The following is a 15,489-nucleotide window of genomic DNA, read 5'->3' as shown; positions in this document are numbered from 1 at the left end:
GGGCAGCGAACAATGGCTACAGAGGATATGATCATGCGCAGTCATGTGGAATGTCCGCCCAGCCAGGCAAGGCCGATATGCGCGTGAGAAGGCAGGAGACCACGGCCGAGCGTGATGAGACCGAGAAAAAGAATAAAGCCACCAGCCAGCCGCACGCCGCGCCGCCGCCCGGCTGGCCCGAGTATCCGGCCAACGCCGCCCATCATCAGCATCGCGGGGAAGGTTCCCAATCCGAACCAAGCCATGACGAGGAACCCGGGAAGCGCTCCGGCGGTGCTCGCCGCCTGGGCGGCGAAGGCATAAACCAGGGGACATGGCAGGAAGCCGTTGAAAACGCCAAAGGCGAGCGGCGCGGCGCTACTCCGGGCCGTCACCAGACTGCGCAGGGACAAAGCAAATGTGCTGCCGCCAAATCCGATCGCAAGGCGATGAAAGACCTGCAACAAGCCGAAGAACTGCAACGCCATGGCAATCATGAGCAGGCCAGCGACGATCGCGAGAATTCGTTGGGCGATGTCGAGGGAGCCGTTAAAGAGCGGCGCCGCCGCTACACCTTGCGTGGTGCAGATGACCTGACCGACCGCACCGGCGAGCCCGCCCAGAAAGCAATAGGTTGTCAATCGGCCGGTATTATAGAGCAGGTGGCGAAGGAGGGTTGCGCCTCCGCCTCGCTGATCGCGGCCCAACGCGCAGGCAAAGCCGCCGCACATGCCGATGCAATGAAAGCTGCCTGCAAATCCAGCGGCGAAGATCACGAGGTAGTAGAACATTGGCGTTTTCGCTGCGCCGCTATTGCCGCACAAGATAGAAAAGATAGATGATAAAGCCGACGGTGCAGCCGCCATAGATGAGGAACCCAAGCATCTGCGGCAAGCCGGCGTCAGCGAGCTTGAAGACGGTGTCCTGTAGCATCCGCTGCTCCTATGTCAGCCGAAATAAAGACGAAGCACGTTTATCGCCACCTCGAAGGCCAGGAAAAGGAGGTTCAATGCGGCGACCCCAAGGAGAATTTTGGCTACCAACATCTCCATCACTCCTGCCTTAACGGTCCTTGCGACAGTCTTCTAGAACAGACGGCCGGGGCCGAGCCCGCCCCAATAGACATACATGTAATACAGGCCCCAGCCGAACAGCAGCATGTAGACGACGAGAAGCCATAGCGGAATGAACCCCACACGCGCCTGTATCAGGCCGCCGGCATAGTCCTCCAGTTCAGGGTGCGAGCTTTGACGCACCTCCAGTTCCGGATGCCTCGGGCTCTCCGGATCGCTGCTCTGCAGATCGCTCATTTTCCATTTCCCTTTCAAAAAACCCGTTGGCGGCTTTGTCGGTGCCGCTCAACGCGCCTGACAGGACGCCCCAGATGAACAAGAACAGGGCCGCCAGGCTCATCAGCATGGCGCCCACATAGGGTCCGGTAACTTCAAAACCGAGCATGCGCTAACCTCCGGCGGGTGCCTGTTCTTCGGCAGGCGGCGCTGGCGGGCCGGACGCTGGCACCGACGGATCGGGTACATACGCTCGCTCAGGCTTGTCAGCGACCAGTTCCAGATCGTTCAGCGCCGCGCGGGCCTCCTTATCGATCGGGAGCGGCTGCAGCGAGAGCGGGTCTTTATAGGCGGAAAGCGCTACCACGAAATAGGAAAGCGCCCACCGGTCCTCGTCCGGAAATGCATTCCGGTAGGACGGCATCGGCGTGCCGCTAAGGCCCGTAGTTATCGTCCGGAAGATGTCTTCGACGGCCGGGCCAGACTTGAATTGGCCGCTGGTGAGGTCGGCCGGCACGCTGACGAACCCGAGATCATCCTTGAGGCCGGCAGCCTTCTCGCCGTCTCCCTTGCCGCCTTGGCCATGGCACTCCCAGCATTTCGCCACCTGCCAAATCTCCTTGCCACGGTCCAGCATCGTCTGGGACGGGATCGGCGGCCGCCCGATATACAAGGGTGGGCCAGGCGGTTCCTCGACGAAGAAAGCGTAAGGATTGGCGGGATTGGAACGGTCAACCGCTAGCTCATACTTGATGTACTGGATCACCGCCAGCCGATCGTTGAGCGGCAGGTCGTACCAAGGGGGCATTGCCGTGCCGCGGATGCCGCGAGTAATGGTGCGCAGCATGTCGCCGTCCGTGGGCAGGGGCTCCTTTGTCAACCTGAACTTGAAGACTGCGGACGTGAAATCCCTAGGCCGCTGGTTATACATGAAGGTGGCGGCCGGCCCATTGCCGTCGCCCTTGGCACCGTGGCAACCGATGCAGCGGCGCTCATAGACTTCCTTGCCATAAGCAATCCATTCCTCGGAGCGCGGCATCGTCGCATCCATGACCTCCAGGCTTTGCGGCTCGAAAAGATCGCGCCATTTACCTCGGTTCGTGCCGAGCTTCTGGAGGTAAGAAATGAGCGCCGCCACCGATTCCGTTTCCGTCGCGATGCTGACGGTTTCGCCTGCGTATTCGTCGTTCGGCGTCAGGATGATCGGCTTTCTATCGCGCGCCTTCAGCGGCACGAACAGCAACCCGGATGCATTCGGCGTCAGCTGGATCGCCTGCTGGCTGTCGAAGTCGAACATGCCCTCGGTGACCTCTGTCCTTTCCAGGGTCCGATTGCCAGCGCCGTCGTCAACGATACGGACAGCTGCATCGGGCTCGTGGAAGAGGCCGCGATACGGCGCCATTATCGAGTCCGGCACCAGCATCCGCGGATCGTAGAAGTGCGCCAGGTGCCATTCGTCGCTGTATTTCAGGCCGACGCGCGTCAGGTCTGGTCCGATCCGGCGTGTGCCAAACAGGTGCGGCACGTCATAGGCGTATTCGCCGGCCTCGCTCACCGGTCCCCAGCGGCGGATCTCGCCGGTCACTGGCCGCACGAATTGGGAATGGCAGTACCAGCAGCCTTCGCGCAGATAGATATTGCGGCCGCGAAGCTGCTGCTCGGTGTAGTCCGTCGCCTCTGAAACCATCCATTTCAGCTGGCCGAAATCCGTGCGCACCACCGAGGTCACGCGCGTAGTTCGCGAGGACGGCTCCACGAAGGGCAGCACGCCCTGCGTGATCACCGCAAGGGTGATGCAGAAGACGCCGGCGAACAGCGCGAAGAAGCGAACGTTCACCGTGCGAGCCCTCCCGCCGGGGCCTGGATAGGCCCCTCCGGCCTGCCGACGCGTCGCGCCTCAGCCGCCGGGCTGGTCAGCGCAGTCAACATCAGATTCACCACCAGCAGCGAAATGCCGATATCCATGCTGATACCTGCCAGGGTCCGCGCCAGCCAGTAGGGCTTCACCCAGACGAGGGAGTCGAGCCATTCGACGCCATTCATCCATTGGTAACCCTGCTGCAGGCCGCCCGCTGTGAGAACCAGGCCCATGGTCGCAATGCCGACTGTGATCAGCCAGAACGACCAGTTGCCGAGCTTGAATGACCAGAGTTCGCGCCCGAACAGCCGCGGCCAAGTATAGACGAGGCCCCCCATCGCCCAGACGACGAAGGTGCCGAATACGGTAAGATGCGAATGCGAGATGACGAAATCGGTGAAATGGGTCGGCTGCTGCACCTGCCGCAGCGCCTCGGTCGAGCCTTGGAAGCAGCCGACGAGATACATGAGCGAGCCCATGATCAGGAACTTCGCCGGCAGGTTTCTGCCGAACTCATGCCACTTGCCCATCATGGTGCCGAAGAAGTTCACCAGCACCGTCCACACCGGAATGATCAGCAGCATCGACGTGACGACGGCCAAGGTCTCGGCCCAGTCGGCGATCGGGCTGTAGAGGTAATGGTGGATGCCGACGAACGGGTAGAACAATGCCAGGGACCAGAAGCCTACCAGCGAGAGCTTATGGGCATAGAGCGGATTTCGCGCGCTGACCGGCAGGAAATAGTAGATGATCACGTAGCCTGCGGGCGTTAGCCACAGCCCAACGATGTAGTGGAGATAGAGGCCATGGAAGGCGGCGCTGTTGATGCCCGAGATCGTGTATGGCAGGATGAAGCTTCCAAGCACGAAGTTCATCGTCGTCCACACGAAAGTGGCGATCAGGTACCACAGCGCGACATAGATCGCTGGCTCGAGCCTTCGACTGATCGTGATCAGGAACTGCGCGGTAGCAACACCCACCACGATGAAGAATGCGACTTTAGCGTATAGCGGAAGCTCTCCGGCTTCCAAACCGTCACTGTCGCCGATCAGCAAGCCGACCAAACCGGCAAGTGTTGCGATGTTCCAGACCCATGCGAGAAGAACCGACCACTCTGACCATATCACCCGCACCCCCGACAGACGCGGCACGAGATAGTAGCAAAGGCCTATGAAAAGCGTCGAGAAGGCGCCGAAGATAACACCGTTGACGTGGACCGGGCGCAGCCGGCCGAAGGTGAGCTCGAGGTTCCCCGAGCCGAGATAGTCGGGATAGTTGAAGGTGCTCGATATCAAAACGCCAACGGATGGCGTCACCATCAGCCAGAACATGCCGAAATAGAGCCAGGTCCGCACGACCCGGTGGTCGACCAGCGCATCCAGGTCAACGTTCGCAAAGTTGCCGCGCAGCTCCATCCCAGTCTCTGCCAACGCATAGACCTCCCCGCGCGGTTCCTCGGCCGCACGACTGCTTCAGCCCCATCCTCCGGCATCCCGATCGCGGACTCGCGGCGCGCTCCCTGCAGGCGGTGCCCCCTACGCTGGTATTTGCGTGGCACCAACTCCGAGCCGGTGTTCGATCAGGTGATGTACGTCTCGAGCGCCTTCATCGCCTCCATCACGGGATCGATCTTTTCGCCCTGGTTCGACTTCTCGATGCGCCAGTAACCCGCTCATCAACTCGCGCATCGTCATAGAAGCCACCTGATGAGAACGAGGGGCAACTTTTAAAAATAAAGCCAAAACAGTACCATGTCTAGCCATGACGTAGATCGCGACTATGGAGTTGAGCGATGCGTCGAAAGTTGTCATCCGGAAGGAGAGCGGCCATGCAAAGACATACAAAGGAAGCTTCGGAGCTTAAGGAATTGATCCTCGCGGATCTTCATAAGGAACCGGGCTGCGAGCACGTCACCGATTTTGTGATTCAGCGGCTCGAAACCAAGGAGAACGGGGCAAACTGGACTGTCAAATATCTCGATCCTAATCAAGAGAAAGTCTGTGAGACGATTCTGATAAACATAGCGCGAATGTTGCAGCTCAACTTCGACCTTCCTGAACGCGAGCCGTGAGAACGATGCGAGCGGGATCGGCGCGCATCGCGCTTCGCCATAACGATTTGGACCGCCGATAACCGGTGATGCGGCCGATATTGCTGCGCATAGCGGCGTCGCCCATTGGCCCCTCTAGGGCTGTCGCCGCGAGATGATCCCGATCATCCGCCACCGCATCCAGCTTCTCTGCCACGGCCGGTCGAGTACAGCTACATCTAGCAGCCATCGTCTGGTTGGAAATGTCGCGCCGTTGCAGGGCGCGTCGCGAGAGGACTGCAGACTGGACCGGTTTAGCCATCGAGCTTACTCCATGGCGGGCGCCGAGAACGTCTCTCGCCTCCTATTTGTCACGGAAGAGCTCTACCACTCTGAACCGGCGGGATGAGCTAGAAATCAATGTCGAGATTATCCTCATGGTCATGATGGCCGGGAAGCTCAGGCGGCGGCGGGCCGGGCACCTCGGCTAACATCGCTTCCGTCATGATCATGAGGCCGGCCACGGAGGCGGCACCTTGGAGCGCCGTGCGCACGACTTTGGCGGGATCGACAATACCTGCCGCCAAAAGATCGCGAAAGGTTCCAGCCTGCGCATCGTAACCCCAGCCGTAGTCATCGTTTTGGAGAATTCTAGCGGCCACGACCGAGCCCTCCTCGCCCGCATTGGACGCAATCTGCTTCGCCGGCCACATTACGGCTTCCTTGACGATATTGATGCCGGCCTGCTGGTCGAGGTTCCCGACCTTCAAAGTCCGGATCGCCTTGCTTGCGCGCAGCAGCGCGACCCCACCGCCCGGCAGGATGCCCTCCTCTACGGCGGCACGGGTGGCGTGCATGGCGTTGCGGATGCGGTCCTTCTTCTCCCTGACCGCCGACTCGGTCGCGCCGCCGACGCGGATCACAGCAATCCCGGCGGAGAGCCGTGCCAGCCGCTCCTGAAGTTTTTCCCGATCAAAGTCGGACGTAGTTAGCTCGAGCTGCGCCCCGATCGCAGCGATCCGCCCAGCGATTTCCACGCTTGACCCGCCTCCTTCCGCGATCGTGGTATTTTGTTTGTCGACTCTAACCTTCCGGGCCCGTCCGAGGCGGTCGAGCGATATGCTCTCGAGCTTAAGACCTAGCTCCTCCGAGATAACCGTTCCGCCGGTGAGCAGTGCTATGTCTTGCAGGATCGCCTTGCGGAGCTCGCCATAGGCCGGCGCCTTGACAGCAGCCACTTTGAGGCCGCCACGGAGCCTGTTGACAACAAGCGCCGCCCTGACTTCAGCCTCGAAGTCCTCGGCGATGATGAGAAGCGGCTTGTCAGCCTCTACGACCTTTTCCAGAAGCGGCAAAATTTGGCTAAGGCTCGACAGCTTCGTCTCGCAAACGAGAATGAGTGCCTCTTCCATTTCCACCCGCATTTTGTCTCGGTTGGTGACGAAATAGGGAGAGATGTAGCTGCGGTCGAACTGGATCCCGGTGATGACTTCGCTTTCAGTTTCGAGCGATCTCCCTTCCTCGATCATGATCACGCCGTTTTTGCCGACCTCCGCCATCGCATCGGCGATGATCTGGCCGATCTCCCGATCTCCGTTGGCCGAAATCGTGGCGACCTGCGCGATCTCGACATTTGAAGCGACAGATCTAGCATTTTGTTTCAACTCCGCGACGACTGCCTCGACGGCACGATCAACCCCGCGCTTCAGGTCCATCGGGTTCATGCCAGCAGTGACCGCTCGGACACCGCCCCTGAGAATTGCGTCGGCGAGGACCACCGCGGTGGTCGTTCCGTCGCCCGCCTGATACGAGGTTTTGATGGCGACCTGCCTGAGCAACTGAACGCCCATGTCCTCGAACTTGTCCTCGAGTTCGATTTCTCTTGCTACCGTCACGCCGTCCTTAGTTATTTTTGTGCCGAAGGAGCGGTTGATGGCGACGTTTCGACCCCGGGGGCCAAGCGTGACAGCGACGGCGCGTGCAAGCGTCTCGATCCCATGCAGCATGCTATCGCGCGCCCGGAAAGCGAGCCTGATCTCCTTGGCCGTCATATCTCCCTCCCTATTTTGCGTCGCGCATCTGAGCGGATGACCAAAGGACGCAATAACGCTTTGCAATTGACGCAGTCGTTGTTTTAAGGCTCACGCGGTGTCTCTTATTTCCGCCGCTAGGCGGCACTTCCGCGTGGCAGCCCGAGTTCATCCCAGACCTCGCTGAGCGCGGCCACGAGTTGACTGATCATGATGTCGTCGTGGCACGGAGAGGGCGTGATGCGCAGCCGCTCGGTTCCCCTCGCCACGGTAGGATAGTTGATCGGCTGGATGTAGATACGATGAGCCTCGAGCAGCATATCGCTCGCTGCCTTGCACTTCGCGGGATCGCCGACGCGCAGGGGAACAATGTGACTGCCACTGGCCATGACCGGCAGCCTCGCCCCGTTTAGCTCTGCCTTTACCCGCTGAACGCGGTCCTGATGAGCGCATCGCTCAGAGTGAGACACCTTCAGATGGCGGATCGCGGCGGTGGCCGCGGCACAAATTGGTGGCGGTAAAGCCGTGGTGAATATGAACCCCGGCGCGTAGGAGCGAACCGCATCGATGAGGGTGACGGTTCCCGCTATGTAGCCACCAAGGCAGCCGAAGGCCTTGGCAAGCGTTCCTTCGATAACATCGATCCGGTGCATGACACGGTCTCGTTCAGCGATGCCGCCACCGCGCGGGCCGTACATGCCGACGGCATGGACCTCATCGAGGTAAGTCATGGCCCCGTAATATTTGGCAAGATCGCAGATGCGGCGAATCGGAGCGATATCGCCATCCATCGAATAGAGGCTTTCGAATACGATCAATTTCGGCCGCCCCCGCCCCACCGTCCTCAGCAATTCCTCGAGGTGGCGGTGATCATTGTGACGGAAGATCCGCTTTTCGCAGCCCGACTGCCGAATACCCTCGATCATCGAATTATGGTTGAGCGCATCCGAGAGGATGACACAATCGGGGACCAGCTTTGCAATCGTGGAGATGCCTGTCTGGTTTGAGACATATCCTGAGGTGAAAACCAGCGCCGCTTCCTTGTGATGAAGATCCGCGAGTTCGATCTCCAACTCGAGCAGCGGATGAGTGGTTCCGGATATATTGCGCGTGCCCCCCGCGCCTGTTCCCAGACGCTTCGCGGCTTCAGTCATGGCGGCGATCACGCTGGGGTGCTGCCCCATGCCCAGATAGTCGTTCGAACACCAAATGATAACTTCCTGCGACCCGCTCGGTCCATGCCAGAGTGCGCGGGGAAAATCGCCGGCCATCCGTTCGAGGTCTGCGAACACACGATAGCGCTGCTCGGCATGGATTTGCGCCATAGCGTCGGCGAAGAAGTGATCATATTGCGCCGTCCCGAACCTTTTGGAATGCGACAAATGTTCAGGCATGGCCTTCCCCGTATCCGCACGCACCGTCAGCGTGGCCATCACTCGCCGTTCTGCCGCATCAGACGCCGCAGCGCGTCGGCCATAGCATCACCGGGCGTGCCGGCCTGCAGGCCGCGAACGAACTTGCCGCTGGGATTCATGATGTAGATGTAAGTACTATGATCGACGACATAGTCGCCGGTGCCCGGATCCGGTGGATGGCGTTCGCTATAAGCGCCGTATTTGTGCGACACCGCGGCGATCTGCTGCTTATCGCCAGTCAATCCCAAGATTCGCCGGTCGATGGCGCCAGTATATTGCCCCATTACCTCAGGCGTATCACGTTCGGGATCGACGGTGATGAAGATCGGCTGCACCTTCGCCGCCTCGGGGCCAAGCCTGTCGAGTGCGATAGCGATCTCGCTCAGCGTCGTCGGACAGAGATCGGGACAATAGGTGTAGCCGAAGAAGACCAGCATCCATTTACCGCGAAACCTCGCATCGGTCACCACGGCCCCATCGGGTGCGATGAGATTGAATGGGCCACCAACAGTCGCCGGCGAAGCAGCGAAAGCCGGCATGGTGACGAATACCGCAGCGCAAACGAGGCCATAAAAAAACGCCCGGTGGAAAGTCGCAGCCCGATGCGGATCGTTCCGCCCCTCCATGTCGTGCCTCCTTACCGCGAGCCGACATTGTCGCTGTGCGCGAGCTACAAACCGATGTCTTGCGACGTCGGAGGGCTGGTCTCAGCCTTGGAATGGATACGAGGGAAAGGGTGCGGTCGGATGCTTCCCACTGGCGTGTCTCCAAACTTGCCGCCCAGCCTACCGATATCGCGATTTGACCTTGATATTAGAATCATTCTGAAGGAAAATACAACGTTTCCTTCAAGGGAAGGGAGGTTCGCTGTGGTAAAGCACCGCTTCTTCTCTGAGTTTCTGATTACTGCTGCAGTTATCATGACCGCGCCCCCTGCGCTTTCCTATGAGGTAAGCGCTGTCACCGGAGGCGGGTCCATCGAGGGCACCGTCGTCTTTCGTGACAATGTCCCGATGAAGAAGATCATCCCGACCAAAGATGTTGAGGTTTGCGGAGAGCCGCGGGATGAGCCGCTGATCCGCGTGGGTGCCAATCAAGCGGTCGAGAGTGCGGTCATTTATCTTGTCGAGGTGGCATCCGGAAAAGAATGGCCGACGCCTGGCAAGACCCCTGAACTCGACAACGAGAAATGCCGTTTTGAACCTCAGGTGCAGGTGATCGCCGCAGGACCGCTCGACGTCGTCAACTCGGACCCGGTGCTTCATAACACGCACGGCTATTACGGCAAGCGTACCGCCTTTAACCTGGCCCTTCCAAACAAGGGGCAGCGCATACCGGTCGAATTACCCCGGACGGGTACAGTGCGCATCGACTGCGACGCGCATGGTTGGATGGAGGGATGGATTTTCGTCGTGGATAATCCCTACTACGCGGTGACCGGGCCCGACGGAAAGTACTCGATAACGGATGTTCCTCCCGGACAGTATAAACTCGTTGCGGTGCAGCCCTTCATCGGGCCAACGGAAATGTCCGTCAGCGTTGAAGGCGGAAAAGCCACGACGCTCGATATCGAGCTTAAGAAAAAGTAGTGTGATAAAGTTACGCAACAAAAACAAGAAAAGAACTGACGTGGCCTACGCACCATGTCTGCCTCTGTGGGGCCGAGTTTTTCTTTCGGGCCTCCTGGGAGGAGAACCGTCATGTCTGACGAACTTGACCGCATTCGCCGCGAAATGCATTCCGTGCTGCAACCCGAAGGGGTTCGGCCCGACGACTCATTGAAAATTACCCGCCGCACATTCATTCACGGGTCATTGGTATTTGGCGCAGCAACTGTGGGCCAGGCCTTTGCATGGTGGCCTCTGCTGAACACGCTCGATATCGCGAATGCCGCCGAGGCGCCGTTCAAGTTTGCCTGGATCTCCGACACCCATCTCTATCCCAGATCCCTTAACACACGCTTCGTCGACAAAGTCGTGCGTGCGGCGCAGGAAGTCCAAGCGATGGATCCCCCTGCAGATTTCCTGATCTTCGGTGGTGACCTCGCCCAGCTCGGAAAGATCGAAGAGCTTGAACTCGGCGTAGATCTACTCAAGGTGATCACGATCCCGAAACACTACATCCCAGGCGAGCACGACTGGTATCTCGATATGGGCAAGAAATGGGGCGAACTGTTTGGGCAGCCCAACTGGACCTTCGACCACAAGGGCGTGCGCTTCATCGGCCTCGATACCGTCAGCCGCGGACCGGACTACTGGACTGCAAAGAATATGACGCCCGAGGAGCGCATGGGCCACATGGCCACGCTGGACGGTACAGTCGCCGGGCCATGGGCCGGTGTCGGTCGGGACCAGCTCGACTGGATGGAAAAGACCTTGGCCGACTGGGATAAGGCAAGACCCGTGGTCATCTTCAGTCACAATCCGCTCTACGAATATTATCCACCGTGGAACTTCTGGGTGCGTGACTGGCGCGAAGTCCATGAGGTGCTGAAACCCTATGCCAAGGTCACGAACATTCATGGTCACGTGCACCAGGTCCTCTACAACGAGATCGGCACATTGCGTTCGATCGGCATGCTAGCCACGTCCTGGCCGTGGCCCTATGCGCCGGAAGGCTTGCCGAAGCTCACCAAGCCGATGATCCGTGTCGACCCCGGCGATCCCTATGATGGAGTCGGCTGGAGCAAGATCGACGTGGCGGCCAACGACCAGTTGGAAACGGAATATATCATGTGGGGGCGCAAGGAAGTCTTCGTGCAGTCCCCCGAAGACCATGACAAGCATGTTTCGGAGGTTATTCGCCCAAGGATCGCCGACAACATGTGGCCATACTAGCGGAGGAAGGGTCATGACAACCCACTCGAAAATCCGCTGTTCACTGCGGCGCTTCAGCCTGGTGGGGGGAATTGCCATTGCCGCCGTTTTCGCGGGGCCGAGCAGCGCCCATAAAGATCCGGTAAAGCCGGAGCAATTGAAGCTCTACCAGGAAGCATTCATGGAGGAGGTAAGAAAAGGAGACCTCCTCTTTCATGGCGACGCCGCAACGGCCGAAGCGATGGGCGTTGCCGACGACCTCTCGAAAACCGGCATGGCTTGCGCGATGTGTCATCCGATGGCATCGGACACCCACCCGCAATCCTTCCCGAAGTTCCAGGCGCAGATGGCCAAGTTCGCGACCCTCCGCGACATGATCAACTGGTGCATCGAGAAGCCGAACCAAGGGGCGAAGATCGATCCCGAATCCGAGGCAATGAAGGCGCTCGAAGCATACATTACCTGGTCCAACAGCGGTTCAGTGCTGCAGCCGGGCAAGTACTAGTACGGCCGCTGTCTCGATTGAGCGGCGACGGCGATCCTTGCGTGAACCCGAACTGGCACTGGCAGGGGGCGGCATGTTTTAGCAGAGACCGCACTCGTCTTACCGACAGCGGGTTTGGATGTTGCCTTGGACGTCGACGTGGCCCGCGCGGTTCGCCGGACGATCCTCACCAATCTCCTCTGGCGTTCCGCTCCAATCTCGTCGGTTGCCGCCGCAGTGCTATTCCCGCAGCCGATCCTCCCGGCGGCCAACGGCAGCCCCAGGCATTCCATCAGGGGCCACCGCCGAACACGTCTGCAGTGAAGGCGGAATACCAGCCCACGGCGTGAAGGGCGGTGCGGCGGCGGACCTCAGCGCTCTCGCCCACCTTGCTGATGAACATTTTCACGGTTTTTATCCTTCCGCCCTCGGGTGCGAAGGTAAGGGCATTGGTGAAAGCGTCGTCGGGCGCTAGAAACGTGTAGCACGAGTTGAACAGGTGCGGCGGAAACTGAGGCGAACCCGTGAGGGAAGCCGCAATGCCAAAAGCGCATGCTTTGGCCTGGCTGTTGGCAGAAAAGGCAGACTTCGGCATGTCGCCGCCGATAATTGAGTCGCCTACGACATGGATGCCGGGCTGCAACGTCGACTCGAACGTCACTGGATCGACCGGGCACCAGCCGGATGCGTCCGTAAGACCTGCCTTCTCGCCGATGAGGCCCGCCTTCTGGGCAGGAATAATATTGGCGACTGCCGCCCTGAACGTCTCGCCTTCTGTGACCACCGATCGCGCCGCGACATTTACGGCTTTGATGGCCCCGGTGAACTGAGAAGGTAGCCATTCAATTATGCCCGGATAGTGACGCGACCACGCATCCTGGAACAGTTCCTGACCCGAAAACTGATCCTTCGCGTCGAGAATGAGTATCTTCGATTTCGGTTTGAACTGTTTGAAATAGTAAGCGACCAGCGAGGCCCGCTCATATGGGGCTGGCGGGCAGCGGAACGGGTTTGGAGGCGCAGCGATAACGAACACACCGCCGTCGTCCATGCTTTCGAGCTGCCGGCGCAGCAGTTCACTCTGGGGTCCGGCAATCCAGGCATGCGGCATGATCTTTGCCGCGTCCTCATCATAGCCCTCGATCTCGCCGAACTTGAAGGCGATCCCCGGGGCGACGACGAGGCGGTCATAGGAGAGCTTTGTGCCGCCGCGAAGCTCGACAGCCCTTCCGGCGGGGTCGATCGCCACGGCGCTGTCGCGGATGATCGTTATGTCGTGGCCTTCGGCCAGCGTCTCCAGGCCGAAAGTCAGGGAGGCGAGCGAGCGAAGACCGGCAAGGTAGTGGCTGCTGAAGAAGCAGGTGACGTGGGTGGAGTTCGGTTCGATCAGTGTGACGTCAATTGACTTCATGTCGCCGAGGTATCGGGCAACCGTTGCGCCGCCGATGCCGCCGCCGATCACTACAACCTTAGCCCGTCCCTGACCGCGAACAGTGTGTGGTGCAGCCACCGCCAGCAGCGCTCCTCCGGCCAGGGCGCCGATCTGGCGACGCGTCCAATCCGTCACGGCTGCCTCCCGGCTTTGGCTCTGTCAGCGAGATAGCGCGCTGTCGCGGCCAGCTCGTCGTCACTGAGCGACAATGCGACCGCATGCATCACATGGCTGGGGCTTTCACTTGCACGAAAGGCGAGCATGGCTTTCACGATAGCCCGTTCGTCCAATGCCGCAATCGGCGGGATGGCCAGCCCGCCGCCAGTCGGGTCGTGACAGGACGCGCAGGTCGCGGCGATCTGCGCGCCTTGGCTCACTTCCGCAGGAGCGGACCTTTCGGGAAACAGGAGGATCGCGCAAAGCGAAATACCGAGCAACCACCGGATTTCGGCTGCGAGGCCCTTCGCACGCGAGACGGTCGCGGCCGCCCGTTCCCGCTTCATGTCAGGTGACCACTATGTCGTGATACAGCGAATAGGTCGCGCCGCCGTCCTCCCGCCAGGAGAACTCAAGAAGACCGTTTCCCGTCGCGAGCAACTGGAACTCAAGGAACGGATTGGCCGAGACGGCTTCGTGCAGATCGGTACGGAAGACCTCGACTCCGCCGTAACGGCAGACGAACTGATTGATGATCTTCCGCGGGATCGTCTTGCCCGTGGAATCGGTGCGCAGCCCCGTCTCCATCTGGTGCTGGATGATGGCCTTGACCGTGAACACTTCGTTTTTTGTCGCCGAGCCCGGAACCATCACACGCGGTATGGGAGTGGTCACGCCTACCTCCTTGCGTAACTTTCAGAGACAGCCATTGGTGGCGACAGCCACCCAGGCCTTCGCCGTCAGCAGGTTACCGTTGCTCATCTCAGCGAGTGCCACCACATGTTGCGGGGCAGCAAGCCGGACGCGCGTCGAGACGCGGGGGAGGCTGCGCCCCGGGACGAAATGGAACTGTGCCACTTCGACGAGCGGGTTCTTCGGAGCGAATACACGGACGGATTTGACGTGGTCGGCCTCGGTCATCGGACTATCTACCGAGATGCTCATGGGCACCGTATACCCGGTCGAGAATTCCGCCGGCATCACGAGGCGAAGCCGATTCGAGGGGGTTGCCTTCCGCCCAGTTATACGGAAGAGAAAGTCCTCAACCTCATCCGTCCCCCGGGTATGCTTCGGCGTCAGCAGGGCAACCGCACATGCCACTGTTCCTATTGTGCTGGTCAGCATATGACGTCGCGTCAGGCTCATCGCTGTATCTCCGGGACGGCTTGCACGCAGTCATAAAGGAATTTCGTGCCTTCTCAAACGTCGCCACCGCGGTTCTGCGAAAGAATACACCTTGTCCCCTGCCCCGTAAATTGCGAACGATCCCAGTGTTTGTCGTCGCATTAAACGGAAGCATGCCTCACATGCTGGCTATCGACTTGACCAGGCGTCACTAATGAACGGCGGCTTCGTCCCGCCTAGCGGACGCCGGGGGATCTTCTTCTGGACGTCTGTTCACCACCCTAAGCCGACTGTCAGATGCTGAGGCGGCTAGGTCCGCATCCGGCTGGTCAGCGGGCATAGCCCGACCTTTCGAGAGACTTTAGGACGAATTTGCTCAGGCAAGCCCGCTTCGGCGGGATCTTCGACCTCGAACTGGCCCGTTTCGAGCCCTCGCGGATGATTGCCTCGAGAATCGTCATCATCTGCTCAGCATGCACCTTGATGACCGGCCGGTTCTCCTGCATGGCGGCTACGATCAGGTCGTGCATCTGCCTGTCGTGGAGCAGTTTCGTCTTGTTGTGATGGTGAACGGCGGTCAGGAGTTCCTCGAGTTTCTCCGAGGGCGGCGTGCTCCTGCGTGCGATCGTAAGGGCGAGCTCGGCGGTACTGTCCAAGACCCGCCTGCAGATGGATTCCTTGATTGCATCCCTGGAGGGGAAGAAACGGTAGACGTTCGCCCGGCTCATGCCGAGTTCAGAGGCTATGTCGGCTACGGACGTCTTGTGATGACCTACACGACGGAAGTGCTCCTCCGCCACCTCCTGGATGCGTGCACGCATGTTTTCGCTATCTGCCCCCGGTCGGACCGGATAATCCATGGATGCCCCCAGAATG

The 15,489-nt window shown here is 59.9% G+C and carries 17 protein-coding genes; 4 read left to right on the top strand and 13 right to left on the bottom strand.

Annotated elements, in window-relative coordinates; all coding sequences use genetic code 11:
• Positions 1–41: 41 nt before the first annotated feature.
• The 5 genes from JOH52_RS27100 to JOH52_RS27085 all read right to left on the bottom strand — a co-directional run bounded on the left by JOH52_RS27100 (position 42) and on the right by JOH52_RS27085 (position 4,541).
• Positions 42–770: a sulfite exporter TauE/SafE family protein gene (locus JOH52_RS27100; protein WP_017265639.1), complete on the bottom strand. Its 729-nt coding sequence runs from the start codon at positions 768–770 to the stop codon at positions 42–44.
• A gap of 19 nt (positions 771–789) precedes the next feature.
• Positions 790–912 carry a hypothetical protein gene (locus JOH52_RS35990; RefSeq protein ID WP_013845677.1) on the bottom strand — a complete coding sequence of 41 codons (123 nt, stop codon included), beginning with the start codon at positions 910–912 and terminating at the stop codon, positions 790–792.
• 152 nt (positions 913–1,064) lie between these two features.
• On the bottom strand, positions 1,065–1,289 hold the full coding sequence (locus JOH52_RS27095; RefSeq protein WP_013845679.1) for a hypothetical protein: 225 nt from the start codon (positions 1,287–1,289) through the stop codon (positions 1,065–1,067).
• Between the two features lie 151 nt (positions 1,290–1,440).
• Positions 1,441–3,105 (bottom strand): cbb3-type cytochrome c oxidase subunit II, encoded by a 1,665-nt coding sequence (locus JOH52_RS27090; protein ID WP_014531350.1) that lies wholly within the window; start codon positions 3,103–3,105, stop codon positions 1,441–1,443.
• Positions 3,102–4,541 (bottom strand): cbb3-type cytochrome c oxidase subunit I, encoded by a 1,440-nt coding sequence (locus JOH52_RS27085; protein ID WP_017265637.1) that lies wholly within the window; start codon positions 4,539–4,541, stop codon positions 3,102–3,104. Before JOH52_RS27085 ends, JOH52_RS27090 begins: the two co-directional genes overlap by 4 nt.
• A gap of 413 nt (positions 4,542–4,954) precedes the next feature.
• Between JOH52_RS27085 and JOH52_RS27080 the strand changes: the two genes are divergently transcribed.
• Positions 4,955–5,197, top strand: coding sequence for a hypothetical protein (locus tag JOH52_RS27080; protein WP_017265636.1), 243 nt, complete (start codon positions 4,955–4,957; stop codon positions 5,195–5,197).
• A gap of 368 nt (positions 5,198–5,565) precedes the next feature.
• Here JOH52_RS27080 and groL read toward each other — a convergent pair whose 3' ends face one another.
• The 3 genes from groL to JOH52_RS27065 form a co-directional block, all read right to left on the bottom strand.
• Entirely contained in the window at positions 5,566–7,206 is a 1,641-nt protein-coding gene (gene groL, locus JOH52_RS27075; RefSeq protein ID WP_014531345.1) for a chaperonin GroEL, read from the bottom strand.
• A gap of 116 nt (positions 7,207–7,322) precedes the next feature.
• Positions 7,323–8,579, bottom strand: a complete 1,257-nt coding sequence (gene hemA / locus JOH52_RS27070) for a 5-aminolevulinate synthase (protein ID WP_014531344.1) — start codon at positions 8,577–8,579, stop codon at positions 7,323–7,325.
• A 38-nt stretch (positions 8,580–8,617) separates the two neighbouring features.
• Complete coding sequence (locus JOH52_RS27065) at positions 8,618–9,226, bottom strand: SCO family protein (protein ID WP_014531343.1); 609 nt, start codon at positions 9,224–9,226, stop codon at positions 8,618–8,620.
• A 243-nt stretch (positions 9,227–9,469) separates the two neighbouring features.
• Here JOH52_RS27065 and JOH52_RS27060 point away from each other — a divergent pair, with 243 nt between their 5' ends.
• The 3 genes from JOH52_RS27060 to JOH52_RS27050 all read left to right on the top strand — a co-directional run bounded on the left by JOH52_RS27060 (position 9,470) and on the right by JOH52_RS27050 (position 11,921).
• Complete coding sequence (locus JOH52_RS27060) at positions 9,470–10,189, top strand: carboxypeptidase regulatory-like domain-containing protein (RefSeq protein WP_017265634.1); 720 nt, start codon at positions 9,470–9,472, stop codon at positions 10,187–10,189.
• Between the two features lie 111 nt (positions 10,190–10,300).
• Positions 10,301–11,437 carry a metallophosphoesterase family protein gene (locus tag JOH52_RS27055; RefSeq protein WP_013845687.1) on the top strand — a complete coding sequence of 379 codons (1,137 nt, stop codon included), beginning with the start codon at positions 10,301–10,303 and terminating at the stop codon, positions 11,435–11,437.
• A 13-nt stretch (positions 11,438–11,450) separates the two neighbouring features.
• Positions 11,451–11,921, top strand: coding sequence for a hypothetical protein (locus JOH52_RS27050; RefSeq protein ID WP_013845688.1), 471 nt, complete (start codon positions 11,451–11,453; stop codon positions 11,919–11,921).
• 271 nt (positions 11,922–12,192) lie between these two features.
• Here JOH52_RS27050 and JOH52_RS27045 read toward each other — a convergent pair whose 3' ends face one another.
• The 5 genes from JOH52_RS27045 to JOH52_RS27025 form a co-directional block, all read right to left on the bottom strand.
• Entirely contained in the window at positions 12,193–13,467 is a 1,275-nt protein-coding gene (locus tag JOH52_RS27045; protein ID WP_014531340.1) for an NAD(P)/FAD-dependent oxidoreductase, read from the bottom strand.
• Complete coding sequence (locus JOH52_RS27040) at positions 13,464–13,835, bottom strand: c-type cytochrome (protein ID WP_013845690.1); 372 nt, start codon at positions 13,833–13,835, stop codon at positions 13,464–13,466. Before JOH52_RS27040 ends, JOH52_RS27045 begins: the two co-directional genes overlap by 4 nt.
• 1 nt (position 13,836) lies before the next feature.
• On the bottom strand, positions 13,837–14,139 hold the full coding sequence (soxZ, locus tag JOH52_RS27035) for a thiosulfate oxidation carrier complex protein SoxZ (RefSeq protein WP_017265633.1): 303 nt from the start codon (positions 14,137–14,139) through the stop codon (positions 13,837–13,839).
• Positions 14,140–14,184: 45 nt separating this feature from the next.
• The gene (locus JOH52_RS35365) at positions 14,185–14,634 is read right to left on the bottom strand and encodes a thiosulfate oxidation carrier protein SoxY (RefSeq protein WP_014531339.1); all 450 of its coding nucleotides are present in this window, start codon (positions 14,632–14,634) and stop codon (positions 14,185–14,187) included.
• A 308-nt stretch (positions 14,635–14,942) separates the two neighbouring features.
• Positions 14,943–15,473, bottom strand: coding sequence for a TetR/AcrR family transcriptional regulator (locus JOH52_RS27025; RefSeq protein ID WP_014531338.1), 531 nt, complete (start codon positions 15,471–15,473; stop codon positions 14,943–14,945).
• Between the last annotated feature and the right edge of the window lie 16 nt (positions 15,474–15,489).

The organism is Sinorhizobium meliloti, from assembly GCF_017876815.1.
Taxonomy (GTDB): domain Bacteria; phylum Pseudomonadota; class Alphaproteobacteria; order Rhizobiales; family Rhizobiaceae; genus Sinorhizobium; species Sinorhizobium meliloti.
Note: the sequence above shows the minus strand (reverse complement) of the source record. Positions and strands in the feature narration are given on the sequence as shown.